The organism is Endozoicomonas sp. SESOKO1 (assembly GCF_024606265.1).
In the GTDB taxonomy this organism is placed as follows: Bacteria; Pseudomonadota; Gammaproteobacteria; order Pseudomonadales; family Endozoicomonadaceae; genus Endozoicomonas.
On the sequence record NZ_JAHHPP010000269.1, the window covers coordinates 1 to 22,647 of the forward strand.

Genomic DNA, 22,647 nt, shown 5'->3' on the forward strand with positions numbered 1-22,647 from the left:
TATCTCTATCTCATTCATTTTTTTTCGTATTATTCATCAACAAAAATGCAGGTTTATTGACCTTAATCAATCGATTCATCCCATCAAAAAAACATTGTGGACGATAGAGCAGAAAGCATGGTGCAAATCAGGATTTTTTCTTCATTGAGAAGGATAGGAAGTTTGGCCACCGTTCAAAAAGCATTTGGCAATCGTCTTGACATTAATACTCTGCCTGCTACGTTACATGTAACATAATCACCCTTACCGGGAACACAGCTACGGAGGCGTTATGTCCACCAATACTCCCCCCCCCAAGCCCACCCGGGAACGGGTAGAACGTCATAGAGAAACCCTGCGTCAAGCCGGTTTACGCCCTTTGCAAATCTGGGTTCCGGATACACGGGTCAAAGGCTTCGCCCTTGAGTGTCAGCGACAATCGACCATCCTCAAGGCTGATAAACCCGAAAGTGACCCCCTGGATTGGATTGAACAGGTCAGCGACGATGAGGGCTGGGTATGAAGCGTGGCGATATCGTCACTGTCTCAGTCAAGGGAGATTACGGCAAACCAAGGCCAGCCCTGATCATCCAGTCCAACCTGTTCCCGGACCACCCTTCAATAACGATCCTGCCAATCACAGGCGAGTTAAGGGATGTTCCACTATTCCGCTACACCCTGTTTGAGAGTAAAGACAACGGACTCAACAACACTTCTCAGGTAATGGTCGATAAAATCACCACCATAAAAGCAGACAAAATCGGCAAAACCATCGGTTCACTCAGCCAGCAGGAACTGACAGAAATCACCCGGCTGATGGCTTTGTGGCTGGGAATGGCCTGACAGGCAAAAAACGCTTGCAACAAGCCAGTGCCCAGAAATGGTGCCGGACATGGCATTGGGCGATTTATGATGATCTGAAAGCCTTCAAGGCTGACCCTTCCGTTACACAACAATCTGAGTGAAAGCCTGATACGAGAATACGTCAAACGTCGTAAGATCAACGGCGGCACGCGGAACGAAGCAGGACGGCAAAGTCTCGATACCTTTGCCAGTCTGAAGAAAACGTGTCGCCTTATGGTCTTTCATTCTGGGACTATCTGACAGACAGGTTAAATGGAGCAGGGCTGTTCCCGAGGCTGGAGAGTTTGATTGAAAAAGCTTCCCAGGTTCTATCTTGTGGGCTTTGCAGCAGTTTTTAAGAAGTTACAAAAAACCTCGGCTATACAACACATGGAGTATTGTTTCCGAGGTCTGTTTTGTCAAAAAAGACGTTTTATAACAACTTGAAAAGTTTTATTACACTACAACTTGCTGGTGAACTCTGGATAAGCTTCCATACCACACTCCGTGAGGTCAGCACCTTCGTACTCTTCTTCTTCGGAGATACGCAGGCCAATGATCACCTTGATCACACCCCAGACGGCCAGGGAAGCACCGAACACCCAGGCGAAGATACTGCCAATACCCAGTAGCTGAGCAACCAGGGTAGCGTCGCTGTTGGTCAGAGGTACCGCCAGCAGACCCCAGATACCCACAGCACCGTGAACCGAGATGGCACCCACCGGATCATCAATGCGCAGCTTATCCAACGCCAGGATAGAGAAGACAACCAGGACCCCACCGACAGCACCGATCAGCGTTGCACCCAGGGCGGTTGGCGTTAGCGGTTCTGCGGTAATAGCAACCAGGCCAGCCAGGGCACCGTTCAGGGCCATGGTCAGGTCAGCCTTGCCAAACAGCAGTCGAGCAACGATCAGGGCGGCAATAACACCACCGGCTGCGCCAGCGTTGGTGTTGACGAAAATCTGGGCAACCGCGTTAGCGTTTTCAACATCGGCAATCTTCAGCTGGGAACCGCCGTTGAAACCGAACCAGCCCAGCCAGAGAATAAAGGTACCCAGAGTAGCCAGAGGCAGGTTCGCACCGGGCATGGCATTAACGGCACCGTTGGATGCATACTTGCCTTTACGGGCACCCAGCAGCAGCACACCCGCCAGGGCAGCAGAAGCACCTGCCATGTGAACCACACCAGAACCGGCAAAGTCCTGGAAGCCAGCTGCGTTCAGGAAGCCACCGCCCCACTTCCAGAAGCCCTGCACTGGATAGATGAAGCCTGTCATAAAGACCGCAAACAGCAGGAAGGCCCACAGTTTCATCCGTTCAGCAACCGCACCGGAAACGATGGACATGGCAGTCGCGACAAAGACCACCTGGAAAAAGAAGTCAGAACGCAGGGAGTAGTAAGGTGCATCATCACCACCGGCAACTACCGACTCAACACTGTTCTCAGTGCCCAGCAGCGTACCGAACAACGGCATGATGCCACCTTCGTTAGCACCCGGATACATGATCTGGTAACCGCAGAGCAGGTACATAGTGCAGGCAATGGCAAACAGGGCAATATTCTTGGTCAGAATTTCAACGGTGTTCTTTGAGCGCACCAGACCAGCTTCAAGCATGGCAAAGCCGGCGGCCATCCACATGACCAGTGCACCACACATCAGGAAATAAAAAGTGTCGAGCGCATACGACAACTGAGTTATATCTTCCACGGGACCCCTCCCAGTAAAATTCACATCTTTTTATCTTTCTTTTCAGCTTAATACGCTGATGAGTCATGCCGTTGACTGGCTTTCAGATGGCGTCAACGCCCGTCTCTCCGGTACGGATCCGAATGGCCTGTTCCAGAGAGGTCACGAAAATTTTCCCGTCACCGATTTTTCCGGTATTGGCCGCATTGGAAACCGCTTCAATCACCTGATCCAGCAGGTCATCTGAAATAGCCACTTCAATCTTTACCTTTGGCAGAAAGTCCACAACATACTCTGCACCGCGATAAAGCTCGGTATGGCCTTTCTGACGACCAAAGCCTTTGACTTCAGTCACAGTAATACCCTGAACGCCGATATCAGAAAGCGCTTCCCGCACGTCATCAAGCTTGAATGGCTTGATAATGGCTGATACTAACTTCATGCATTATTCTCCTGGCTTTACTTAATATTCATCCGGCGAGGGGTGACCTGGATGCTTTACAACTTCCGAAGTCTACGCTTTTCCCTTTGTGTTACAACCGTCTGTTTTATTTTCCAGGCCTGCAAAAGGAAAAACGAATCCTGCCAGTATTGGTTTCAGGCGATCCCGCCTGTCACTGACGAAATGGTTACCTCTGTTTAAGCAGACACTGTGCCAGTTTTTACCTGTCCTCATAAATGGGCATAATTGAAGATTTCATGAAATAAACCGGGAACCGAAGCAGGCATACGCACCCGTTTGATGCACTGAAAACTGATCTTCGCCCCAGCAGGCGCACAAAAATGGTGCAAAACTGATGTCGGCCTACCGCTACCTTTTGGGTCTCTGGCAATATAAAAACCACCCGTTTTCCTGATGGTGCCAGTAGCAGGGATATCGATTACCAATAAATTATTTGCCGCATTCATCGAACTTTGTTTTGGCAAATCTTTTCATCAGGAAGTTATGGATTATTTTGTGTTTGTCGACAATGTAAACATTGGTAATGGCCGTGCGGCGATGCCTGAATTCATTCGCGGCGTTGCTCCACACTCTTTTGATTGAACACAACAGACAGGTAGCTGCAGTGAATCGCTCTAAAAAACATCATCTACCTAACGGTGGCTTTCGCAATAACGACGCGATGCAAATGCATCATCGCTCGCTATGGAACATCCTGAAATGGAAGTTCACCGAGGCCTTGCCGGAAAAAGTTGCTATCCCGATAGTGGAAGATGATTACTCGGTCTTTGAGCATTCCGATAAATCCCTGACCAGCTGGATTGGTCACGCAACTTTTTTAATTCGCCACCAGGGGATAAATATTATTACCGACCCTCACTTTTCTGAACGGGCATCTCCTGTACAGTGGGCAGGCCCCAAGCGTTATTCTCCCCCGGCGATAGGTGTTGATGGCTTACCCCATGTGGATGTGGTGGTGATTTCTCATGACCATTACGATCACCTGGACCGCAACTCAGTATTAGCCATTCAGAAAAAGCAAAAATACAATCCCCCCTTGTTTATGTTGCCCCTGGGTTTAGGCCAATGGTTCAGCAAACATGGCATAGCTAACTGGGTCGAGCTGGATTGGTGGGAATCCCATACCCATCGCGGCTGGACTTATACGGCAGTACCCTGTCAGCACTTCAGTGGCCGTTCAATATTTCCAGATCGAACACTCTGGTGTGGCTGGGTATTTGAAGCGGTGGCTGAATCATCTGGAGCGGGTAAACGCTTTTATTTTGCCGGGGACACTGGCTACAGTTCAGATTTTAAAGCCATTGGGGAGCACTTCGGCTACATGGATATGGCCATGTTACCGATTGGCGCCTACGAGCCCCGCTGGTTTATGAAAGAAATCCATGTCAATCCGGAAGAAGCCGTGCAAATCCACAATGATGTTGGCTCTCGCTTATCACTGGCGATGCACTGGGGCAGCTTTATGCTGACCAATGAACCGATATTGCAACCGCCAGAGGATCTGCAGCTCGCCAAACAGCAGCATGGCGTTGCGGATAACGATTTTATCGTGATCAAACCCGGGAAGATTACCGCTTTATTCGACCAATAATAAGTTCCGGATCGTTACGCTGCTGTTATTAAGGTATCCTTCCCTTTTCTGACTGTCAGCCAAGCGATAACCATGATCGATAAAGCCGCCTTAATAAATACTATTGCCGCCAAAGCCGGTGAACTCTTTAACGGTGACAAAAGCCAGACCCGGGAAGATATCGAAAAAAATATCAAGGCACTGGTAGCCAGTTCACTGTCAAAACTGGAGCTGGTCACCCGTGATGAGTTTGATACCCAGGTTGCTGTTCTGAGACACACCCGCGAGCGCCTTGAAGCGCTGGAAAAAGAGATGGAAGCTCTGAGAGCAGAACAAAAAGTGCTGGAAGACAGCAGCAGCGATGAACAGGAAAAAAACTGACAATTAATGACTTGTCCATCTCATCCAATGCGCCTGCAGCTTCAGGCAGGCGCGAACTTACACAGCAACTCTGACATAAGCTGCTATCTTTGATCGTTTAAGGTTGTTTAATCGGTCAATAATAACCATGCCTTCCACACTGGCGCAGGTTTACACTCGGGCAAATCAGGGCATACGTGCACCTGCGGTTTCGGTAGAAGTTCATCTTTCTCAGGGTTTACCCGGTTTACATATTGTGGGGCTGCCGGAAGCCGCTGTCAGGGAGAGCAAGGATCGTGTACGAAGTGCCCTGATCAACAGTGGCTTTGACTTTCCCGATGGCCGAATCACGGTAAATCTTGCCCCGGCAGACCTTCCGAAAGAGGGCGGCCGATTTGATCTACCCATTGCCCTGGGCATTCTGGTGGCTTCGGGACAGCTGCCAGGCGAGACGCTCAAGAATAAAGAGTTCCTTGGTGAACTGGCACTTTCCGGTCACCTTCGCCCTGTCAGAGCGGTGCTACCGGCGTCACTGGCCTGTAAAGAGATGAACAGGGCATTGATTCTTCCCGGGCAGAATGCTTCTGTTGCCGCCATGGTCAGCAGTGTCATGATTATTGGTACCCGAAGTCTTGCAGAGGTTTGCGCTTACCTGCTGGAGAAGACTTATATTGAACCGGCAAAACCAGACCAGAGTGGTTTTAAGACAGACTATCCGGATCTGGCGGATGTACGAGGGCAGGAGCAAGCAAAAAGAGCGTTGCTGATTGCCGCTACTGGCTCGCACCACCTGCTGCTATTTGGCCCACCCGGTACCGGGAAAACCATGCTGGCCAGCCGTCTTCCCGGATTGCTGCCTCCGCTGACGGAGGCCGAAGCCCTTGATGTCGCCGCTATACATTCACTGACGTCCAGTTCCATGGACGCCCTCTGGCAGCGCCCTTTTCGTACGCCTCACCACTCCTCGTCATCGGTTTCCCTGGTGGGTGGTGGCAGCATACCGCAACCCGGGGAAGTCTCTTTTGCACACCATGGGGTTCTATTCCTGGATGAGATGCCCGAGTTTGCCCGCACGGCCCTGGAGATACTCAGGGAGCCGCTGGAAAATGGCGAGGTAATTATCAGCCGGGCCAAAGGTCAGGAATGTTTTCCTGCCCGATTCCAACTGATAGGCGCGATGAACCCCTGCCCCTGTGGTTACCTGGGAGACACTCAACGAAACTGTCGGTGTTCACCTGACCAGGTCAGACGCTACCGAAACAAATTATCCGGGCCATTACTGGATCGCATTGACCTTCAGATTGAAGTGCCATCGCAGCCGATCCAGGCCATTATGGAGCCTGCCAGGAACAATGTTTCCGAGGAAACCGGTTCCGAAACACTCAGAGACCTGGTTATCCAGGCCCGGAATAAACAGCAGGCAAGACAGGGAAAAATCAATAGTCAACTGTCGTCCAGAGAGCTGTTTGAAGTCTGCGCACTGGGTGAAAAGGAAAAAGGATTGATCACCCGGGCATCCGGTCAATTGCAAATATCGACCCGAGGGCTGCACCGGATGTTACGGGTGGCCAGAACCATTGCCGACCTTGCAGGCAGTGACGTGGTGCTAAGCCCACACCTGGGAGAAGCCCTGCAATATCGGCAACTGGATCGTCAGTCACTGGAGTAGTTCCGTGTTTTTTTGCTGAATATTTGACCATCCGCGGCTTAAATGAACAGATTAACTTAATGACAGGAAGTGCTGCTGTGCTTATGCTCCCGGGATTTGCCTTCTACCGAATCTGAAACACTTTGAATAAACTGGCAAAGGTGGTCCATACGGGCAGCGAACGTATCAAGATGCCGTTGGGTTCTTTCTGTACACTCAAGGTGTCGCTCCATATGAGCCTGCTGCTTGCAGAACAACTCGACAATATCACGAAACTGGCTAAGCACATGAGATTGAAAAGCTTCAAACTCTTCTTTCTTGATGTATTCCTGCATTGCTTTTCCCGCTCTCCCAGCCAACAGCTGAATCTTTGCAAATAATGAAAACAACGCTCTGGGCAGCTTTCAGTGTCAAGCGAAAGGATTAATTCAGCGTTGAATCCATTTAGTATTCTTCTGTTCAAGATACAGTGTAAAAATAGACCCAGATCGGCTATTCGCAAGAAAGGGAAAGATTAAGTGAAGGCGGTTGTTTTTCCTGCTTTTTCAGCTGTTCAATATCCCTGACGGAACTGAAACATGGCATTGGATTAGAACAGGTGAAAAGAGGCGGAACACCGCCTCTTCATAATCAACGCTGCTGGACGGGTAGCAGGTTGATTTCTACACGGCGGTTTTGTGCACGACCTTCAACGGTTTTATTACTGGCAACAGGGTCTGCAGAGCCTCTGCCATAGGCAAAAATGCGGTCACCACTGACTCCCTGAAAAGCAATATAGTTGGCAACGCTGTCTGCCCGGTCCTGAGACAGAGGTACGTTTATCTTATCCCCTCCGGTACTGTCGGTATAACCAACCACTTCGATCAGGTTACGGTCATACTCTCTGAACACTTTTGCTACAGAACCAAGCACCGGATAGAAGGCAGACTTGATATCTGATTTGCTGGAGTCAAACGTGATATTGGACGGCATGATCAGCTTCAGCTGATCGCCCTGACGGTAAACCTGAACACCGGTTCCCTGCAGCTCAGCTCTCAGTACTCTTTCCTGTCGATCCATATAGTGACCATAACCGGCACCTGCAGCACCACCGATGATGGCTCCTTTCAGGGCACCATCACCACCATCGGCAATAGCACCAATGGCAGCACCCGCCAGAATGCCACCAAGGCCATACTTGCTTGATTTGCTGGCCTGTTGTTCACCAGTGTATGGATTGGTTGTCTGACAGCCTGTCAGCAAAGATCCCATCAAGAGCACGGCGACGGTAAATAATTTTTTCAGAGGCATAACGTTTGTCCTTGGTAAATCAGCTCTTAGCCGCGAATAATACTATTTTCACGGATTTCTTCACCTATTGTGGTATCAGGACCATGTCCGGCCACCACAATGGCTTCTTCGTCCAGAGTATAGAGTCTTTGTTTGATCGAACGTTCAATCGCTTTGTAATCACCACCCCACAGGTCAGTGCGTCCAATAGACCGGCGGAACAGCGTATCCCCGGCAATCAAAAGCTTTGGTTTTGCAAACCAGAAACACATGGAACCAGGCGTATGCCCCGGGGTGTGCATGGCTACACCTTCACAGCACGGCAGCTCATCATCATCTTTCAGCCAGTAATCCGGATCTGGAACCGGGCGATAAGGAACACCGAACATGCGGCATTGCATTTCGAGGTTATCCCAGAGAAATTTATCCCCCTCATGGAGATAGATTGGAGCACCCGTCTGCTTTTTGATATCGCCACTGGCAAGGAAATGATCCAGGTGAGCATGGGTGTGAATAAGAGCAACAACCTGTAAATCCAGCTCCCGAAGCTTTGCCATGATAATGTCAGGATCACCACCGGGATCTACGACAAATGCCTTACGGGTTACCGGATCACCAATAATTGTACAGTTGCATTGCAGCGGCCCAACAGGGAAAGTCTGCCGGATAAAGGCGGTTTGGTTTGTCATTTGACCTTCACAGTAGTTTTCTATGTTCGGTCAGGATTCTAATATTATTTTGCTGCCGGGTCTTTCTCTATAGTTGATGTTGCCAGAAAAGCTGGTGTTACATATCGCCAGCCACAGGGTATTTTTTTACCATTACCTTTGGCGAACCTGGTCATGCCAACAGGGGCAACCAGCTGAAGTGCTTTCTGCCCGGGATAAGAAAAGTTCCATTCCTGAATATACTCATCAGCCTCGTCCAAATCCTCCGTGAAAAAGTCCTCCGTAACCAGGGGCCATGGATAAAACCATTCTTTTTTTGTCGGCCTTAGCCTTGACTCAGGTATAGACAGTGAAAAGCGGGTTCGTCTCAACACGTTACTGTTCCTCAGTAGTTCAGCAGGCGTCACTTTATGGAATCATTAGTGTGCAGCTGCACAAGCGTTTGAGGTAGGTAGTGTAGTCAAAAAAATATTGTTCAGAAGTACCAACAATTTATTCGCCTCTAAGTAAATACCAAAACAAAATAATAACCGGTAAAAATCCTGTCTATTCTCACAATTCAATCCGGTAGACAGAATCCAGAACCTATGCAACCAGGCAAAAAAAACAAGGAAAAACAACCCATTATAAATAGCAACTTGATCCTGCTCATCGCCGGGTTATTCGGGATTGTTACAGGGTGGCTTGATCTTGCTGCGCTCAATCAGGCCAGTGAGGTGGTATCTGATCTGTTTATCCGAATGCTGAAACTGATCAGCCTGCCCATTATTTTCTTCGCCCTGGTTTCCACCCTCTCCGGCATGGGCAAAACTTCAGAGGTAAAACGTCTTGGCGGCCAGGTCCTGAAATATACGGTGATCACTACCCTGGTCGCCGCTTCTGTAGCCTTGGCACTGTATCTGTTGATTGCCCCGGCTGGCAATCCCGGCCCATTGGCAGCAACGGATGAGCCTGCAGGCCCCACAGGGAGTTATTGGTCCTATCTGGCTGGTGTGATTCCCTCCAGCTTTGTCGAACCCTTTTATACCCATAACGTGATGGGTGTTTTATTTTTAGCCCTCCTGCTCAGCGCTGCCATTATGGCTTTGGAACGCCGTCAGAAGGAAATTCTGCACTCATTTTTTGACAGTATGTTTGCCGCCATCATGAAGATGACCGGACTGATCCTCAAACTTATGCCTCTGGCCGTCTGGGCATTCGTTAACCAGTTTATCCACGATCTGCAGAGTCAGAAAATTCTCCAGGACCTTGCACTCTATCTGCTCTGCGTTCTGCTGGCCAATATCGTCCAGGCTGGCCTGATATTGCCAATATTGCTGAAGTTCAAAGGTATTTCACCCTGGCAAACCATGAAGGCCATGTGGCCAGCCCTGACGGTGGCATTTTTTGCCAAATCATCGGCGGCGGCTCTGCCCTATGCCGTGGAATGCGCTGAAAGAGACATGAGGATTCAGAGCAAAGTGGCCCGTTTCAGCCTCCCCTTGTGCATTACTGTCAATATGAACGCATGTGCTGCTTTTATCCTGATAACGGTTCTGTTTGTTTCACAAAGCAACGGCATCCTGTTCTCGCCCCTGGAGTTGCTCTCCTGGATAGTCATTGCCAGTATTGCCGCCATTGGGAATGCCGGCGTCCCCATGGGCTGTTATATGTTATCCAGCGCATTTCTTGCCGCGATGGGAGTACCGCTGCAACTGCTGGTGATTATTCTGCCGTTTTATGCCTTGATCGATATGCTTGAGAGTGCCATTAACGTGTGGTCAGATTCCTGTGTAACGGTCATGGTGAATGCTGACCTGTCGCCCGCCATGGATGTGGCAGAAGGAGAGAGCGATCAACAGGTGGATCACAATCGGCGTGATCCAACCTGAGTTCACAAAGCTTTAGCCTTTAACCTGGTTTATCCAGTGCAACAGCTCAGAGGCAGCATAAACGGCCTCTACGCCTTTATTCATGTGGTCATCACCGGCTCTTTTTTTTGCGTCCTCAACGCTGTCCACCCCGATCACTTCGTTAATCACAGGCTTTGCGAAGCGCTCTGTGACATCCATAAAACCCTCAAATACACCATGAAGCACCATCTCATCATGGCTGGTGATCCCTTTCAGAACCACCCCAAACGCCAGAATGGCATCCAGGTCAGGGTCTTTTTCAAACAGAATTCGTGCAGCAAGTGGCAGTTCCAGTGAGCCCGGGACTTTGTGAATAGAGATATTCTCCGGCTTGACATCCAGTGCCAGAAGCTCTTGTTGAGCCCGGTTAATCATGGCATCGACACAGTCACTGTGCCAGCTGCTGCCGATAATCGCCAACCGGGCATGGGGAATTTTGTGGAACTGCTCCGGGGTTTTGGGAAGGCCTGCGCCCATCAGTAATACTCCTTTAAAGAAACGATTAAAAATAGTTTGAAGGTAAAAGTTAGCTGGCTAACGGCCTTCCGGCAAACCTTTCAGTGGCCAACCCGATGAAGCACCCGACAAATGCTGCTGCAAAGTGCTTTCAGCTCGTCGCTGGAAATCACATAGGGAGGCATCACATAAACCAGCCTGCCAAAGGGCCGGACCCAAACCCCCTCGGCAACAAACAGCGGTTGAATTTCAGACATCACCACCGGCTCTTTCAACTCCACGACACCAATGCCCCCCAATACCCGGACATCAGCAACAGTCGGCATTTCATAACAGGGCATCAAGCCTTCCCTGAGTATTTTTTCAATCGCCGTCAACTGGCCCTGCCATTCGCCCCTGGATAAGATGTCCAGGCTGGCATTACCGGCAGCACAGGCCAATGGGTTGGCCATAAAGGTGGGACCGTGCATAAAAGGACCCTGTTCAGAAATGGTCTGGCTGATCTTCCCGGAACACAGGGTTGCCGCCATGGTCAGGTACCCCCCCGTCAGGGCCTTGCCGACGCACATGATATCCGGAACCACACCGGCATGTTCACAGGCGAACAGCTTTCCGGTGCGCCCAAAGCCGGTAGCAATTTCATCATGAACCAGCAGAACCTCATAGTCATCACACAGCTGGCGCAGACGAACCAGGTATTCCGGCGAATAAAAATACATACCTCCGGCACCCTGGACAATGGGCTCAATAATCACCCCCGCCAGCTGGTTGCCCAGCCGATCCAGCATCTGCCGCAGTTCTTCGATGTGCTGCTCTGCAAAGACTTCACCAAAACGACACTCAGGACGGGGAACAAAATGATGCTGAGGCAAAATTCCGGTAAACCAGTGGTGCATGCCGCCCTCAGGGTCACAGACAGACATCCCCCCGGTGGTATCGCCGTAGTAGCCTCCCCTGACGGTCAGCATCTTGTTCTTTTCAGGCCTGTCACGGGCGATCCAGTACTGCATGGCCATTTTGATGGCAACTTCAACCGCCACTGAGCCGGAGTCGGCAAAAAACACCGTTTGTATCGGTTCGGGAGTCATGGCTACCAGTTTTCTGGCCAGGTCAATGGCCGGTTTATGGGTCAGGCCGCCAAACATGACATGAGAGAAATCATCAATCTGACGCTTCAGCGCCGCATTCATTTCAGGATGGTTATAACCATGCACCATGCACCACCAGGAAGACATGCCATCAATGACCCGGCGGCCATCATTCAGGTGTAAATAGACACCTTCCGCCCCAACCACCGGGAACATATCCACCCGATTGATGGTCGTACTGTATGGATGCCAGATATGTTCGGCATCAAAAATCAGCTCTTCCGGGGTGATAACAGGGTTCAAGCCTGACTCCTTCTGGCACGTAATGAGGGGGATGCAAAAGGCATAATGGTAAAATAATTTAAGTCTTTAAGTCATCTCCGGGCAGTCTTATAAACCTGCTACTGCAGCAGAAACAGCTACTTATCGTACTATGAGATTCAAACGTTCTTTATCCATTTCATCAATGTCAGCAGATTCCAGTTTATGAATACGATCGAGAGTTCCCCTCCCTGTTCCCAACCACAGCCTGGTCAGGCTCCCGAAGACATCCCTTTGCAGAATCTGCCGATACCAGTTACCGGCATCCGCCATGGTGATGACCGCTCAAATCGGTTGAACGAGCCACCAATACTGGCCGCCTGCCGCAATAATAACCTGATCTGGCTACGGGAGTTACTGGCCGAAGACCCGGGTCTGGTGCAACGAATGGCCCTGTCTGGCGCGACTAATCTCCCGGTTTCTCCACTGCATATCACTGCCCTGGGGGGATATGTTGATGCCACAAAATATCTGCTTGATACGGCCTTGCAGGGTGTACCGGAGGCAGAAAAGGCAGATGTCACCATCGAGCTCATGACAACTCGTGGCAAAACGTATGCCGAGACCCCGTTATATCTTGCCACTCAGAATGCCCATCAATGGGTCGTGGCAACTTTTATGAAATACCTGCTGGCATTGCCTGAGGCAGACATCGCCCGGGCATTGGTGGCGGTCATCAATGCTGCCCTCAAAGATGGCCGAACCCCGCTGATTATAGCCATCAACAAAGGCGATAACCTGGTGGTTTACTCCTTGCTGGAAGCCCTGAAATTGTCACCGGAGGCCGGAAGAGCCAATACCCTGATCGAGGTGCTGGCCCCTGACAGGCAGGGCAAGCAAAAAGGTAGTAGGCTGCCATTCCATTTGGCTGCTGGCAGGGGCAATTGCGGGATCATGAAGTTGCTGCTGGAGTCTGTTTCAGCGGTACCGGCATCAGAACGGAGCAAGGTAATCAGACAGGTAGTGAATGCCACTGACGCCCATGGTGCTACGCCACTATTCATTGCGGTACGAGGTGGGTTTGCCAGGATTGTCCAGCATATACTGGCGATCATCAATGAAGTGCCGGAGTCAGAAAGAGCCGAGGTTGGCAATGCGCTGGTGAATACCGCCAGGAAAGACGGGGCAACCCCACTCTTCGCAGCAGCCTCGAGCAAACATTCATCTAGTCCTATTGTGTCGATGCTGCTGGAGTATGGTGCTGACCCGGAACTGGCAAAGACTCGCTGCGTCCCGGGAAGGTGCCGAAGGTCGAACTCCCCCCGCCAGGTAGCGGGCCAACGTGGTAAAAGGGGAATTGTCGCCTTGATCGACAAGGCGATTCAGTCGCGCAAGGCGGCAAATCCGCAGTCAGCAGAAGAGCCGACCGCTGCGATATAGGGAAAGGTGGTAGACAGGGGTTTATGCTACTGACAGTCAGCACTACAGGAATATAGAAAATACGATGGGTATTAAGCACCGCTTGTGGCTGTTTTCGAGATCCTGACCTACTCTGCCTCTGTGGATAATTTGAATAGTTCGTTCCAAAATCAGATGATTTTCAAATCCATTCATCACTATTGATGATGGTTCTATTGTGGAAATATTATGCAGGCTCTGTTCGTAAACCAGCTGACGACCCTGGACTTCAGTTACCTTTGTCCACAGCGTGGACTGGTGGGTGAAACCTGGCTTGTGGATGTGGTGCTGGGGGGCGAGCTTGATCAACAGGGCATGGTGTTTGATTTTGGCCATGTCAAGAAACAGGTTAAAGCATTGCTGGACAGCTTTTCAGATCACCGCCTTCTGGTTCCCCTGCATGCAGAAGTGGCTTCTATCACCTGTAACAGTCCCCAAAACAAAGAGCAGTTGGTTGTCAGTTTTAAAACCCGCCAGGGGATGATTACCTGTTCAGCACCGGCGCAGGCTGTGCTGCTGGTTGAAGCAGAGGCGATAACTCCGGAATTACTTACCCCCTTCCTGGAGGAAGCCATACAACAGGAGTTGCCAAGCAATGTCACAACGGTTGAACTCAGGTTATACCCTGAAGCTATTGCCGGGGCTTACTATCACTACAGCCATGGGTTGAAGAAACACCATGGGGATTGCCAGCGGATTGCTCACGGTCATCGCTCACAGATTCGGGTTTTTGTTGATGAGCAACGGGATCAGGCGCTGGAAGCCTGGTGGGCATCACAGTGGCGTGACATATATATAGCCACGAAAGAGGATCTACAGGGATCCTTCACCAACGATGATGTGGAGCATTATCGATTCAGCTACACAGCAAACCAGGGATACTTTGAAATCAGCTTGCCCTGCATTAATTGTTACCTGATCGATACCGACTCCACGGTTGAACTGCTTGCTAGGCACATTGCCCGCTGTCTGGCTGAGCGAAAGCCAGGCAAAACCATCCGGGTCGTCGCTTTTGAAGGTCTGAACAAGGGAGCCATTGCTATGCACTCAGAGCCTTCAGCTTCTGTGGATAAAAAGCCTTCAGCTTCTGTGGATAGAAAGCCATAGCGGTATGCTTTGGTCTGGCTTTCTTAAATCTATTCCAGACCTTTTCGTGAAAATAATAAGCCACGGTATTCACCGCAGGCTCAACCATCGCCAGGGCACCACCGATCATTACATCGCCGGTCATCAGGTAACCTACTGAAAATGCAACACAAAAATGTACTGCTGCGAAAGAAACTGTCTTAGCCATTGTTAACTCCAGCCCTGCTAGTCATGTCATCGTTCCTGGCTAAATTGTATGAGAATGATTATCAATTATAAAAATAAAACAAACAAACCAGTCTGATAGAAAGAAACTATTATCAATCAACTAGTCTTTAGGTAATGGCCAAAAAGGAGAACATGCTATGTCGTCATCACTGACGGATCAGATCAATAACCGCCCAGTCCAGCCCGACCCCATTAAAGACCCGGAGATAGGCCCTTCAATTCAGGCTGCTGCCGAAGATAAAGTGGCAACCAGCTACACCAATAAGCTGACTGAACTCCCCAAAATGCTGGAGATGGATTTCGACAGTGTAGAAAACCTGCTGGCCAATCTGGCCGCTACCAACCCATTTCGCCCGGATATGGCTTTCGGCAAGCAGCCAGAGATTGCCGTCATCGACGCCAGCAATAGTGTTCAGTCAGCACCTGTCGCTCCGGTTGGCGCTGTGGTGGATGCCAGCCATGTCAGCAAACTGAGGCAGGTTAACGCCGCCCTGGCAGAGTACGATGTCCGGCTTCAGCAGGTGTTTGATGAAATGGCACTTTCCCGTTCAGGCAGAAAACCAGAGCTGCATAACATGGGAGTAGAGTATGAACGCTTGATGACGTTTGTCCGTCAAACGGAATACCATTTAACGCAAGCGATCAAACTGATCCCGGAAACGCTGCCCGAAAATACCGGCCAGCCAATGGCTCAGTTAATGCCCGAGTTCAGCCAAAGCCTGGTTCGCTATGACAGTGAATTCCAGCAGATTTTCGGCGTCATTCAGCAGGAATTAAAGCAGGCAGAAATCGCCAGCAAGCGCCTTAACTGAATATTTACAGCCACGCTCTTCTGAGAGTGGCTCCAACTCTTTCCCCCATGCTGCCAATATATTGCCCACCACTGTTTAGCAAAATGCAGGGGAAATCCGTATAAGAGCATCAATATCCCCGTACAAACCCTTGAGGCTTGTGTAGAATGACGCTTATAAATGATAAAAGCGGGCTTTAGCTATTTTTACAGCTTTTTGTAATTCAAAGCGTAATTCAAAACGCAGTTCAAACTACGGAAAATCACCGAGGTGGTGAGAATTCCAACGTTGATAGCAGCCCCCGATAGCCAGGAGGTAATAGCATGTCAGAGCACCCCATCGATCGCTCAACCTTTGACCAGGTCATGGTTCCCAATTACGCCCCCCAGTCCATGGTGCCTGTACGTGGGAAGGGGTCACGGATCTGGGATCAGGAAGGAAAAGAATACCTGGACTTTGCTGGCGGCATCGCCGTCAATGCCCTGGGGCATTGTCACCCGGCACTGATTGATGCCCTGAAAAAGCAAGGTGAAAAACTGTGGCACCTGAGTAATGTTTATACCAATGAACCGGCCCTTGAACTGGCCCAACAGTTAATCAACAACACTTTTGCTGAAAAAGTCTTTTTCTGCAATTCCGGTGCCGAAGCTAATGAAGCCGCTTTCAAGCTGGCCAGAAAATACGGCTATGACAACTTTGGCCCGGAAAAGCATGAGATCGTCTCCTTCTACCAATCGTTCCATGGCCGAACGCTCTTTACCGTCACCGTAGGCGGGCAAAAGAAATACTGCGAAGGCTTTGAACCGGTTCCCGGCGGTGTGCTGCACACCACCTACAACGACCTTGAAGCCCTCAAAGCCATCATGTCTGACCGCACCTGCGCTGTTGTCATTGAACCTATCCAGGGCGAAGGCGGGGTTATTCCTGCGGACCCTGAATTTATCAAAGGCGTCAGGGAACTCTGTGACCAGCACAATGCCCTGCTGGTTTTGGATGAAGTCCAATCCGGTATGGGCAGAACCGGCCAACTCTATGCCTATATGGGCCTTGGTGTAACACCGGACATTCTGACCACCGCCAAATCCCTTGGCGGGGGCTTCCCGATCGGTGCCATGCTGACCACCAACAAGGTGGCGGAAAGTTTTGGTTTTGGTACCCACGGCAGCACTTACGGCGGTAACCCACTGGCCTGTGCAGTAGCACTGGAAGTGATCAAAACCGTTAATGATCCACAACTGCTGGCTAATGTCAGTAAAAAGCACGACCGCCTGCGCAAACACCTTGAAGCCATCAACAACCAATATGGCATCTTTGCCGACGTGCGGGGTAAAGGGCTGCTGATTGGTGCGGAGCTGGTGGAGAAATACCACGGCAAGGGTAAAGACTTTCTTGCTGCCGCTGCAGACGAAGGGCTGATGCTGCTGGTTGCCGGACCAAATGTCCTGCGCTTTGCACCATCGCTCATTATTCCGGATGAAGACATTGATGAGGGGATGGCAAGGCTGGAAAGAGCGGTTGCTACCGTGGTTTCTGCCTGAGGGTCTTTGCACTTCGGCCAGGTACTTATTTCCCGCGCCTTGCGCGGGAATACACACCCTGCAACTCCATACCCGGCCTATAACAGAATGAGAATGTCGTATGGTTAAGCCCGCAAAAACACTTCCCCCTGAAATTCACCCCTGGCTGGATTTGCTCAATAACCAGCACGATGAGATGCTGGCCAGAACCATCGAACTGGCAGAAATAAATTCCGGCAGCCTTAATCGTGACGGGGTCAACCAGGTGCTGGAAAAGCTGCTGCAACTGACCTCCGGTTTATCAACAGACCATGAACGTATACCGGTTAAGCCATGGGAGGTCGTCAACGACAGCGGAGAGATCATTCAACACCCGCTGGGTGATGCCTTGAGGATTCGCAAGCGTCCCGAAGCACCTCTTCAAGTCTTCCTGTGCGGTCATATGGATACCGTTTTTCCCAAAGACAGCCCTTTTCAAAAGGTCCGCTGGCTGGATGATCACACCATCAATGGCCCCGGAGTTACCGATTTAAAAGGTGGCATTCTGGTGATGCTCAAGGCACTGGAAGTGCTTGAGCAAAGCCCCTGGGCTGAGCAGATTGGCTGGGAGATATTGTTTAATCCGGATGAAGAGATTGGTTCCCCTGGCTCCGCCCCCCTGATTCAAGAGGCTGCTCAGCGAGTCCATCTGGGCATGATCTTTGAACCCTGCTTTCCCGATGGCAACCTGGCTGGCCAACGCAAAGGCAGTGGCAATTTTACCGTGGTCAGTGATGGCAAAGCGGCTCACGCAGGCCGTGAACATCACCTGGGACGCAATGCTATTCGTGCCCTCTGTGATTTTGTGTCCGCCATGGACGACCTGAATGGTCAACGGCCGGGAATCACCTTTAACCCCGGCTACATTCATGGTGGCGGCCCGACCAACATCGTGCCTGACCGCTGTATTCACAAATTCAATATTCGCCTTGAACAACCGGATGATGAACAGTGGTGCCTGCAAAAACTCAATGGGATCATTGATAGCATTAATCAGCGTGATGGCATTCAACTGGCACTGCATGGCGGATTTACCCGCAAACCCAAGGTGCTGAGTCCTGCCAATGAACAGCTGCTGTCACTGGCAAAAAACATCGGGCATGAACTGGGGATTCCACTGGAGATTAAACCCACCGGAGGTTGTTGCGATGGTAACAACCTTGCCTCTGCCGGGATTCCCAATATCGATACGCTTGGGGTTCAGGGGGGAGCGATCCACAGTGACCAGGAATATTTAAACGTCAAAAGCCTTGTACCAAGAGCCAGGCTCAGCGCGGCATTATTACTGAGTCTCGCCCATGCCAGCGCACAGGGCGACGGCTTTAACTGGTTAAAACAAAAAGGGTGCAAGTCAAGAGTCGTTTAAATCGATACTGACAGGAAAGGTGGATATCGACAAGGCAGTTGCCTGCAAAATAATTATGACCTGATGTGGAGTCGGTATTGGCACCAACCCAATATGATCACCAAGGATTTAAGAAAATCCTTGGCATTACTGATGGTTTGGCCGACTGCCTTTTACGTTTGCGCTCCGGCATGTCGCCGTAATTATGGGTGGTGTTCGTTTCTGCGCTGTTGTCAGCGTCGTTGTCTGGTTTCGAAGTCGGGTTTTCAGTGTTATCAGCACTTTCCAGAAGTCCAAAATATCCGGGTTTGCTGGGATCCGGTTCTTTTCTGTCTGTCAGAAAATCCTCAAATGTTCCTTCTGGCGACGAATCCTGACGGCCCTGGTCCTGGCAGACATTGAAATAGGCCGAGAGCGTCGCAGCTGTCTCCTCAAGAGTGGGTCTGGTTGTCATGTCAGGGGCAAGGATAGATGATTTTAATTGCCGGGTGACCGGATCAAAGTATTTCGCGTTATGTATTTGGTTGCTGCCGCTGCAGTTAGGGTGTTGGCGCCTGTATTGCATCAGGTAACCGTGTATGTCGTTAAGGTAGTGCATGGCGCAGGCTGTGTCAGGGATGATCTCTGTTTCGACTGTTTTCGTGATTTGTTCGTGACTGTTTGGATCCTCCAGCCACTGGGCGCGCAGTGGAGACAGCTGCTGGTCCCGGCCTTTCAAGGCCCTGCAGATCATCAATTGCAGAACATCACTTTGATGATTGCGCCAGGTGAGAGGCTTGGTGACCAACAAAAATGCAAACGCATCAATATCTTCAATGTGGGAAATACCTTCTGTCAGCATGTGCTGAATCGTCTGTTCAAATCGCTCGTGGCGGTCGTGCGTGGGAGAGCGACCATGCAATATATAAAAATTGAAAGATATTTCCCAGGCAAACGAAATCAGCAAGTGACTGACTCTGTCGATGGCACAGTTATTTTTACAACTCAGGGCATCAAACCAGATATCCTTGACCAGGCGGAAAAATGCCTGGCAATCCAGTGGCGCTGAGTGTCTACCTAACTCAGGGGAACAGATACGGTTGCTGGAGCTGAAATCCACCTGTACAGCATTGTCAACAAGCAGCTCTGGCCAGCTTGTGCAAATAACAGCGGCTTGCTTTTGCAAGGTTTCGGGCCATTGGTTGACCATAGAGATGATGCCCTGGCGATCTGGCCAGAAAGAAGAATAGTGACGATTGAAATACTCAGTGGTGACTTTTACCTGGGTGTCGATGTAGCTTCGCAATTCCAGCGACAGCCGCAGTTTGCCCTGGGCACCTGCTGTGGAACTTAACCCGTTTTCAATACCCTTTTTCAGGATACCCGGATCAGCGTGAACTGACTGAAGATGACTGCAGATCTCACTGAGGGTTGGCGTAATATTGCGTTGGGTCAGGGCTTTTTCTGCCTTTGTGATCTCCCCGATGGAATAGCCATCAATTTTCAGGCTCTCCTCTTCCTGCAGGATCAGTGTGGTATTTCGCTGAGAAAACGACGAGGCTTTAGGGGACTCCGGGCAATCGCTGGTGCTTGCACTTGCCGACAGGCCACCAGGTGGATGAAAATTTCCACTGGCACTTTCTGCCCCGGAGAGTGCCGGTAGTGAAGAAGGGTTTGACATAAATCTCCTCTTGCTCTTCACAGGAAAAACTGCAGTCTATCCTTGGTCAGGCCTTTGACCACTGCAGGCGAATAAAGTTCATCGCCCATTTTCTTTAAAAATGTCCTGCTTTATGATTCCTATGAAGACAAGGTCGTCTCATGGACGTAATGGCGCAATAAAAAAGAACAGGTTCCCATACTATCCTGCTTTACATGAAGGGTTCTCCCAAGTTACCGCCCTGTGGTTTCTCGGCCAAAGCGGTTCAGGCGTTGATGGCCTGTGGCGAACAGTTCGCTTTTGTTGATGTTCTGGCCAACCCGGAGATTCGTGCCAACATTCCCACAGCGGTGGATTAAAGAAAAGCCGGTATACCGAACTATCTACCGGGTTCTGATGTGAAATAGTTTTGTTAAGGAGAGATTATGAAACTCACAATTCATGAATTACTGGACGCCATGTGGCAGGATTACCTGGCACTCACCCCGGACGCCAAACCTATCCACCAGCTATTTGCTGACCTTAATCAAGGCACGGTGGTCAATGACCACATAGCCCTTCGCACCTTCAACCTTGACCGGGTATCTCTGGATAAAATAGCCAAACCCTTTCTTGAGGCTGGATACCAGGCCATTGACGACTATCAGTTCCCGGTGAAAAATCTCTATGCCAAATACTATCAGCATGACAATGACACCCTGCCCAAGGTGTTTATCAGCGAGCTGAAAGTTGAGGAACTGCCGGTGCACTGCCAGGATATTATCAAAGCATTGGTAGCTCAGGTGTCTGAAGAGTCTGTGCGTCAGCAGGGGTTCTGCTACTCTGGTCGTCCATGGCATGTCAGTCAGGAACAGTATCAGACGCTCGCCAGTGAAAGTGAGTATGCCTCCTGGCTAGCGGCCCATGGCTTTCGTCCCAATCACTTTACGGTATCCATCAACCACCTTCGCTTTAATCAGGCGCATTCACACCCAGATATTCAAAGCGTCAATCAACTGCTGCTGGATAAAGGTTATGTCATGAATACCAGTGGCGGCCTGATCAAAGGCTCCCCGGACGTGTTGCTGGAACAATCCTCAACCCTGGCCAAAGAGGTCCCGGTGAACTTTACGGACGGCACCTTAACAATACCCGGCTGCTATTATGAATTCGCCCTGCGCTACCCAATGCCCAACGGTCAACTCTACCAGGGGTTTGTGGCGGCTTCGGCGGATAAGATATTTGAGAGTACGGATGTGGTTCCGCAAGGGAAATGAAGACATGGTATAAATTCTTCAGACTTTGGGCATGACTCTCCTGAACTGGTGGGCAGTGAATAAAAGGATTCTAAGAATGGAAAACAGCAAATATCCGCTTTACCACCGCGATTACCCAAAATGGCTTGCCCTTCAGCGCACACTATTAGCCGAACGACGTTTTGATGAGCTGGATATTGATAACCTTCTGCATACCATGGAGTACCGCATGGGGGATTTCGTTGATGAACTGGAATCCCATCTGGTCAATTTGTTACTTCACTTGCTGAAACAGCATTACCAGACCCAGGTCATCAACCCACGCCGTTATGAGCCGCAGGAATTTCGCAGTTGGTTTGACAGTATTGATTCCGCCCGTGGTGAGATTGGTCGGCTGCTCAATAAACACCCGTATCTGAAAAGCCACCAGGATGAGGCCGTGGTAGCCAGCTACCCTTACGCTAAAAAACGTGCCATTAAACAAATGAACCAATACCTGCCCCGGGAACAATGGCTTACCGACGCCAGTTTTCCTGAAGCCTGTCCCTGGCCATGGGAGCAACTGCTGGATGAGGACTGGCTACCCTGAGCCAGCTGTGTGCCAATGCTTATTTTCACGGGTCACCTGCTATAATTTTTTGCCAGACAGACAGAGAACAAGCCAATGGACGACAAACTGTTTAACGACCTCATCGAAATCGGCATCAGCAAAGAAACCGCCCATGCGGTCGCTGTCTCCCTGAACCCTGACCATATTGCCACCCAAAAGGACGTATTGCGGCTGGAAAAGCTGATTCTCGACTCACGCCTGTCCGCCAGAAAGGACATTATCCGGCTGGAGCAAGCCCTGAAAAAAGTGGACATGGAATGGCGCAAGGCCATGGTGGAGCAACAGGCCAAATGCACCGAACTGTATGCCAAAAGCACCGAACTGTACGCCAACAGCAACCGCCAGTTCATCATCACCTTTCTCGGCATGATGCTGACGGCGTGTGTGCTGTTTGCCATGAATTACTATTTTCATTGAAATTGAGGATAAAAATTTCTGATCCTGAGGAGAATAGTGGGGCTATTTGACGAAGAAGCAGGAATTTTTAGACCAATTTATCGCAACCGCAGTA

25 protein-coding genes and 1 pseudogene are annotated in these 22,647 nt (G+C 50.3%); 16 read left to right on the top strand and 10 right to left on the bottom strand.

The window, feature by feature from the left end; genetic code table 11:
• The first annotated feature begins 271 nt into the window (after positions 1–271).
• Positions 272–502: an antitoxin MazE family protein gene (locus tag KDK13_RS12090; RefSeq protein WP_257285225.1), complete on the top strand. Its 231-nt coding sequence runs from the start codon at positions 272–274 to the stop codon at positions 500–502.
• Complete coding sequence (locus KDK13_RS12095; protein WP_257285227.1) at positions 499–822, top strand: type II toxin-antitoxin system PemK/MazF family toxin; 324 nt, start codon at positions 499–501, stop codon at positions 820–822. The genes KDK13_RS12090 and KDK13_RS12095 overlap by 4 nt, the downstream gene beginning before the upstream one ends.
• A gap of 461 nt (positions 823–1,283) precedes the next feature.
• Here KDK13_RS12095 and KDK13_RS12100 read toward each other — a convergent pair whose 3' ends face one another.
• Together KDK13_RS12100 and glnK are read right to left on the bottom strand one after the other, a co-directional pair.
• Positions 1,284–2,534, bottom strand: coding sequence for an ammonium transporter (locus KDK13_RS12100; protein WP_257285228.1), 1,251 nt, complete (start codon positions 2,532–2,534; stop codon positions 1,284–1,286).
• A gap of 82 nt (positions 2,535–2,616) precedes the next feature.
• Positions 2,617–2,955, bottom strand: coding sequence for a P-II family nitrogen regulator (gene glnK / locus KDK13_RS12105; protein WP_257285229.1), 339 nt, complete (start codon positions 2,953–2,955; stop codon positions 2,617–2,619).
• 414 nt (positions 2,956–3,369) lie between these two features.
• On the opposite strand from glnK, the gene KDK13_RS12110 reads away from it, so the two are divergent.
• The 4 genes from KDK13_RS12110 (at position 3,370) to KDK13_RS12125 (ending at position 6,575) form a co-directional block, all read left to right on the top strand.
• Positions 3,370–3,558 carry a hypothetical protein gene (locus KDK13_RS12110; RefSeq protein WP_257285230.1) on the top strand — a complete coding sequence of 63 codons (189 nt, stop codon included), beginning with the start codon at positions 3,370–3,372 and terminating at the stop codon, positions 3,556–3,558.
• 22 nt (positions 3,559–3,580) lie between these two features.
• Positions 3,581–4,567 carry an MBL fold metallo-hydrolase gene (locus KDK13_RS12115; RefSeq protein ID WP_257285231.1) on the top strand — a complete coding sequence of 329 codons (987 nt, stop codon included), beginning with the start codon at positions 3,581–3,583 and terminating at the stop codon, positions 4,565–4,567.
• A gap of 72 nt (positions 4,568–4,639) precedes the next feature.
• Positions 4,640–4,927 carry an accessory factor UbiK family protein gene (locus KDK13_RS12120; protein WP_257285232.1) on the top strand — a complete coding sequence of 96 codons (288 nt, stop codon included), beginning with the start codon at positions 4,640–4,642 and terminating at the stop codon, positions 4,925–4,927.
• A 127-nt stretch (positions 4,928–5,054) separates the two neighbouring features.
• Positions 5,055–6,575 carry a YifB family Mg chelatase-like AAA ATPase gene (locus KDK13_RS12125; protein ID WP_257285233.1) on the top strand — a complete coding sequence of 507 codons (1,521 nt, stop codon included), beginning with the start codon at positions 5,055–5,057 and terminating at the stop codon, positions 6,573–6,575.
• A 56-nt stretch (positions 6,576–6,631) separates the two neighbouring features.
• On the opposite strand, the gene KDK13_RS12130 is transcribed toward KDK13_RS12125, so the two are convergent.
• The 4 genes from KDK13_RS12130 to KDK13_RS12145 all read right to left on the bottom strand — a co-directional run bounded on the left by KDK13_RS12130 (position 6,632) and on the right by KDK13_RS12145 (position 8,865).
• Positions 6,632–6,889 carry a hypothetical protein gene (locus KDK13_RS12130; RefSeq protein ID WP_257285234.1) on the bottom strand — a complete coding sequence of 86 codons (258 nt, stop codon included), beginning with the start codon at positions 6,887–6,889 and terminating at the stop codon, positions 6,632–6,634.
• 295 nt (positions 6,890–7,184) lie between these two features.
• Positions 7,185–7,844, bottom strand: coding sequence for an OmpA family protein (locus tag KDK13_RS12135; RefSeq protein WP_257285235.1), 660 nt, complete (start codon positions 7,842–7,844; stop codon positions 7,185–7,187).
• Between the two features lie 26 nt (positions 7,845–7,870).
• Entirely contained in the window at positions 7,871–8,512 is a 642-nt protein-coding gene (locus KDK13_RS12140) for an MBL fold metallo-hydrolase (protein ID WP_257285236.1), read from the bottom strand.
• Between the two features lie 44 nt (positions 8,513–8,556).
• The gene (locus tag KDK13_RS12145) at positions 8,557–8,865 is read right to left on the bottom strand and encodes a hypothetical protein (protein ID WP_257285237.1); all 309 of its coding nucleotides are present in this window, start codon (positions 8,863–8,865) and stop codon (positions 8,557–8,559) included.
• Positions 8,866–9,078: 213 nt separating this feature from the next.
• Here KDK13_RS12145 and KDK13_RS12150 point away from each other — a divergent pair, with 213 nt between their 5' ends.
• On the top strand, positions 9,079–10,362 hold the full coding sequence (locus KDK13_RS12150) for a dicarboxylate/amino acid:cation symporter (RefSeq protein ID WP_257285238.1): 1,284 nt from the start codon (positions 9,079–9,081) through the stop codon (positions 10,360–10,362).
• 12 nt (positions 10,363–10,374) lie between these two features.
• On the opposite strand, the gene ribH is transcribed toward KDK13_RS12150, so the two are convergent.
• Both ribH and bioA read right to left on the bottom strand, forming a co-directional pair.
• Positions 10,375–10,860 (bottom strand): 6,7-dimethyl-8-ribityllumazine synthase, encoded by a 486-nt coding sequence (ribH, locus tag KDK13_RS12155; RefSeq protein WP_257285239.1) that lies wholly within the window; start codon positions 10,858–10,860, stop codon positions 10,375–10,377.
• A gap of 80 nt (positions 10,861–10,940) precedes the next feature.
• Positions 10,941–12,230, bottom strand: coding sequence for an adenosylmethionine--8-amino-7-oxononanoate transaminase (gene bioA, locus KDK13_RS12160; RefSeq protein ID WP_257285240.1), 1,290 nt, complete (start codon positions 12,228–12,230; stop codon positions 10,941–10,943).
• 183 nt (positions 12,231–12,413) lie between these two features.
• On the opposite strand from bioA, the gene KDK13_RS12165 reads away from it, so the two are divergent.
• Both KDK13_RS12165 and KDK13_RS12170 read left to right on the top strand, forming a co-directional pair.
• On the top strand, positions 12,414–13,628 hold the full coding sequence (locus KDK13_RS12165) for an ankyrin repeat domain-containing protein (RefSeq protein WP_257285241.1): 1,215 nt from the start codon (positions 12,414–12,416) through the stop codon (positions 13,626–13,628).
• A 207-nt stretch (positions 13,629–13,835) separates the two neighbouring features.
• Positions 13,836–14,753 (top strand): 6-carboxytetrahydropterin synthase, encoded by a 918-nt coding sequence (locus KDK13_RS12170; RefSeq protein WP_257285242.1) that lies wholly within the window; start codon positions 13,836–13,838, stop codon positions 14,751–14,753.
• On the opposite strand, the gene KDK13_RS12175 is transcribed toward KDK13_RS12170, so the two are convergent.
• Positions 14,686–14,940, bottom strand: coding sequence for a DUF2061 domain-containing protein (locus tag KDK13_RS12175; RefSeq protein ID WP_257285243.1), 255 nt, complete (start codon positions 14,938–14,940; stop codon positions 14,686–14,688). The genes KDK13_RS12170 and KDK13_RS12175 overlap by 68 nt on opposite strands.
• Before the next feature lie 157 nt (positions 14,941–15,097).
• Here KDK13_RS12175 and KDK13_RS12180 point away from each other — a divergent pair, with 157 nt between their 5' ends.
• The 3 genes from KDK13_RS12180 (at position 15,098) to KDK13_RS12190 (ending at position 18,673) form a co-directional block, all read left to right on the top strand.
• Positions 15,098–15,772, top strand: a complete 675-nt coding sequence (locus KDK13_RS12180; protein ID WP_257285244.1) for a hypothetical protein — start codon at positions 15,098–15,100, stop codon at positions 15,770–15,772.
• 302 nt (positions 15,773–16,074) lie between these two features.
• Positions 16,075–17,289, top strand: a complete 1,215-nt coding sequence (locus KDK13_RS12185; protein WP_257285245.1) for an aspartate aminotransferase family protein — start codon at positions 16,075–16,077, stop codon at positions 17,287–17,289.
• 100 nt (positions 17,290–17,389) lie between these two features.
• Positions 17,390–18,673: a hydrolase gene (locus KDK13_RS12190; RefSeq protein WP_257285246.1), complete on the top strand. Its 1,284-nt coding sequence runs from the start codon at positions 17,390–17,392 to the stop codon at positions 18,671–18,673.
• A gap of 97 nt (positions 18,674–18,770) precedes the next feature.
• On the opposite strand, the gene KDK13_RS12195 is transcribed toward KDK13_RS12190, so the two are convergent.
• A complete protein-coding gene (locus KDK13_RS12195; RefSeq protein WP_257285247.1) occupies positions 18,771–20,312 on the bottom strand; it encodes a hypothetical protein in 1,542 nt (513 codons plus the stop codon).
• Between the two features lie 194 nt (positions 20,313–20,506).
• Here KDK13_RS12195 and KDK13_RS12200 point away from each other — a divergent pair.
• The 4 genes and pseudogenes from KDK13_RS12200 to KDK13_RS12215 all read left to right on the top strand — a co-directional run.
• Positions 20,507–20,635, top strand: a pseudogene (locus tag KDK13_RS12200) (glutaredoxin domain-containing protein); the annotation flags it as partial.
• An 81-nt stretch (positions 20,636–20,716) separates the two neighbouring features.
• Positions 20,717–21,547, top strand: coding sequence for a DUF1338 domain-containing protein (locus KDK13_RS12205; RefSeq protein WP_257285248.1), 831 nt, complete (start codon positions 20,717–20,719; stop codon positions 21,545–21,547).
• Positions 21,548–21,623: 76 nt separating this feature from the next.
• The gene (locus KDK13_RS12210; protein WP_257285249.1) at positions 21,624–22,115 is read left to right on the top strand and encodes a DUF29 domain-containing protein; all 492 of its coding nucleotides are present in this window, start codon (positions 21,624–21,626) and stop codon (positions 22,113–22,115) included.
• A gap of 75 nt (positions 22,116–22,190) precedes the next feature.
• Entirely contained in the window at positions 22,191–22,553 is a 363-nt protein-coding gene (locus tag KDK13_RS12215; RefSeq protein ID WP_257285250.1) for a hypothetical protein, read from the top strand.
• Positions 22,554–22,647: the final 94 nt, after the last annotated feature.

Bases quoted from the DNA above. Each gene is read 5' to 3' on its own strand.
- KDK13_RS12090 (WP_257285225.1), top strand. From the start codon at position 272: ATGTCCACCAATACTCCCCCCCCCAAGCCCACCCGGGAACGGGTAGAA.
- KDK13_RS12095 (WP_257285227.1), top strand. From the start codon at position 499: ATGAAGCGTGGCGATATCGTCACTGTCTCAGTCAAGGGAGATTACGGC.
- glnK (WP_257285229.1), bottom strand. From the start codon at position 2,955: ATGAAGTTAGTATCAGCCATTATCAAGCCATTCAAGCTTGATGACGTG.
- KDK13_RS12110 (WP_257285230.1), top strand. From the start codon at position 3,370: ATGGTGCCAGTAGCAGGGATATCGATTACCAATAAATTATTTGCCGCA.
- KDK13_RS12120 (WP_257285232.1), top strand. From the start codon at position 4,640: ATGATCGATAAAGCCGCCTTAATAAATACTATTGCCGCCAAAGCCGGT.
- KDK13_RS12125 (WP_257285233.1), top strand. From the start codon at position 5,055: ATGCCTTCCACACTGGCGCAGGTTTACACTCGGGCAAATCAGGGCATA.
- KDK13_RS12130 (WP_257285234.1), bottom strand. From the start codon at position 6,889: ATGCAGGAATACATCAAGAAAGAAGAGTTTGAAGCTTTTCAATCTCAT.
- KDK13_RS12135 (WP_257285235.1), bottom strand. From the start codon at position 7,844: ATGCCTCTGAAAAAATTATTTACCGTCGCCGTGCTCTTGATGGGATCT.
- KDK13_RS12140 (WP_257285236.1), bottom strand. From the start codon at position 8,512: ATGACAAACCAAACCGCCTTTATCCGGCAGACTTTCCCTGTTGGGCCG.
- KDK13_RS12150 (WP_257285238.1), top strand. From the start codon at position 9,079: ATGCAACCAGGCAAAAAAAACAAGGAAAAACAACCCATTATAAATAGC.
- ribH (WP_257285239.1), bottom strand. From the start codon at position 10,860: ATGGGCGCAGGCCTTCCCAAAACCCCGGAGCAGTTCCACAAAATTCCC.
- KDK13_RS12165 (WP_257285241.1), top strand. From the start codon at position 12,414: ATGAATACGATCGAGAGTTCCCCTCCCTGTTCCCAACCACAGCCTGGT.
- KDK13_RS12170 (WP_257285242.1), top strand. From the start codon at position 13,836: ATGCAGGCTCTGTTCGTAAACCAGCTGACGACCCTGGACTTCAGTTAC.
- KDK13_RS12175 (WP_257285243.1), bottom strand. From the start codon at position 14,940: ATGGCTAAGACAGTTTCTTTCGCAGCAGTACATTTTTGTGTTGCATTT.
- KDK13_RS12180 (WP_257285244.1), top strand. From the start codon at position 15,098: ATGTCGTCATCACTGACGGATCAGATCAATAACCGCCCAGTCCAGCCC.
- KDK13_RS12185 (WP_257285245.1), top strand. From the start codon at position 16,075: ATGTCAGAGCACCCCATCGATCGCTCAACCTTTGACCAGGTCATGGTT.
- KDK13_RS12190 (WP_257285246.1), top strand. From the start codon at position 17,390: ATGGTTAAGCCCGCAAAAACACTTCCCCCTGAAATTCACCCCTGGCTG.
- KDK13_RS12195 (WP_257285247.1), bottom strand. From the start codon at position 20,312: ATGTCAAACCCTTCTTCACTACCGGCACTCTCCGGGGCAGAAAGTGCC.
- KDK13_RS12205 (WP_257285248.1), top strand. From the start codon at position 20,717: ATGAAACTCACAATTCATGAATTACTGGACGCCATGTGGCAGGATTAC.
- KDK13_RS12210 (WP_257285249.1), top strand. From the start codon at position 21,624: ATGGAAAACAGCAAATATCCGCTTTACCACCGCGATTACCCAAAATGG.
- KDK13_RS12215 (WP_257285250.1), top strand. From the start codon at position 22,191: ATGGACGACAAACTGTTTAACGACCTCATCGAAATCGGCATCAGCAAA.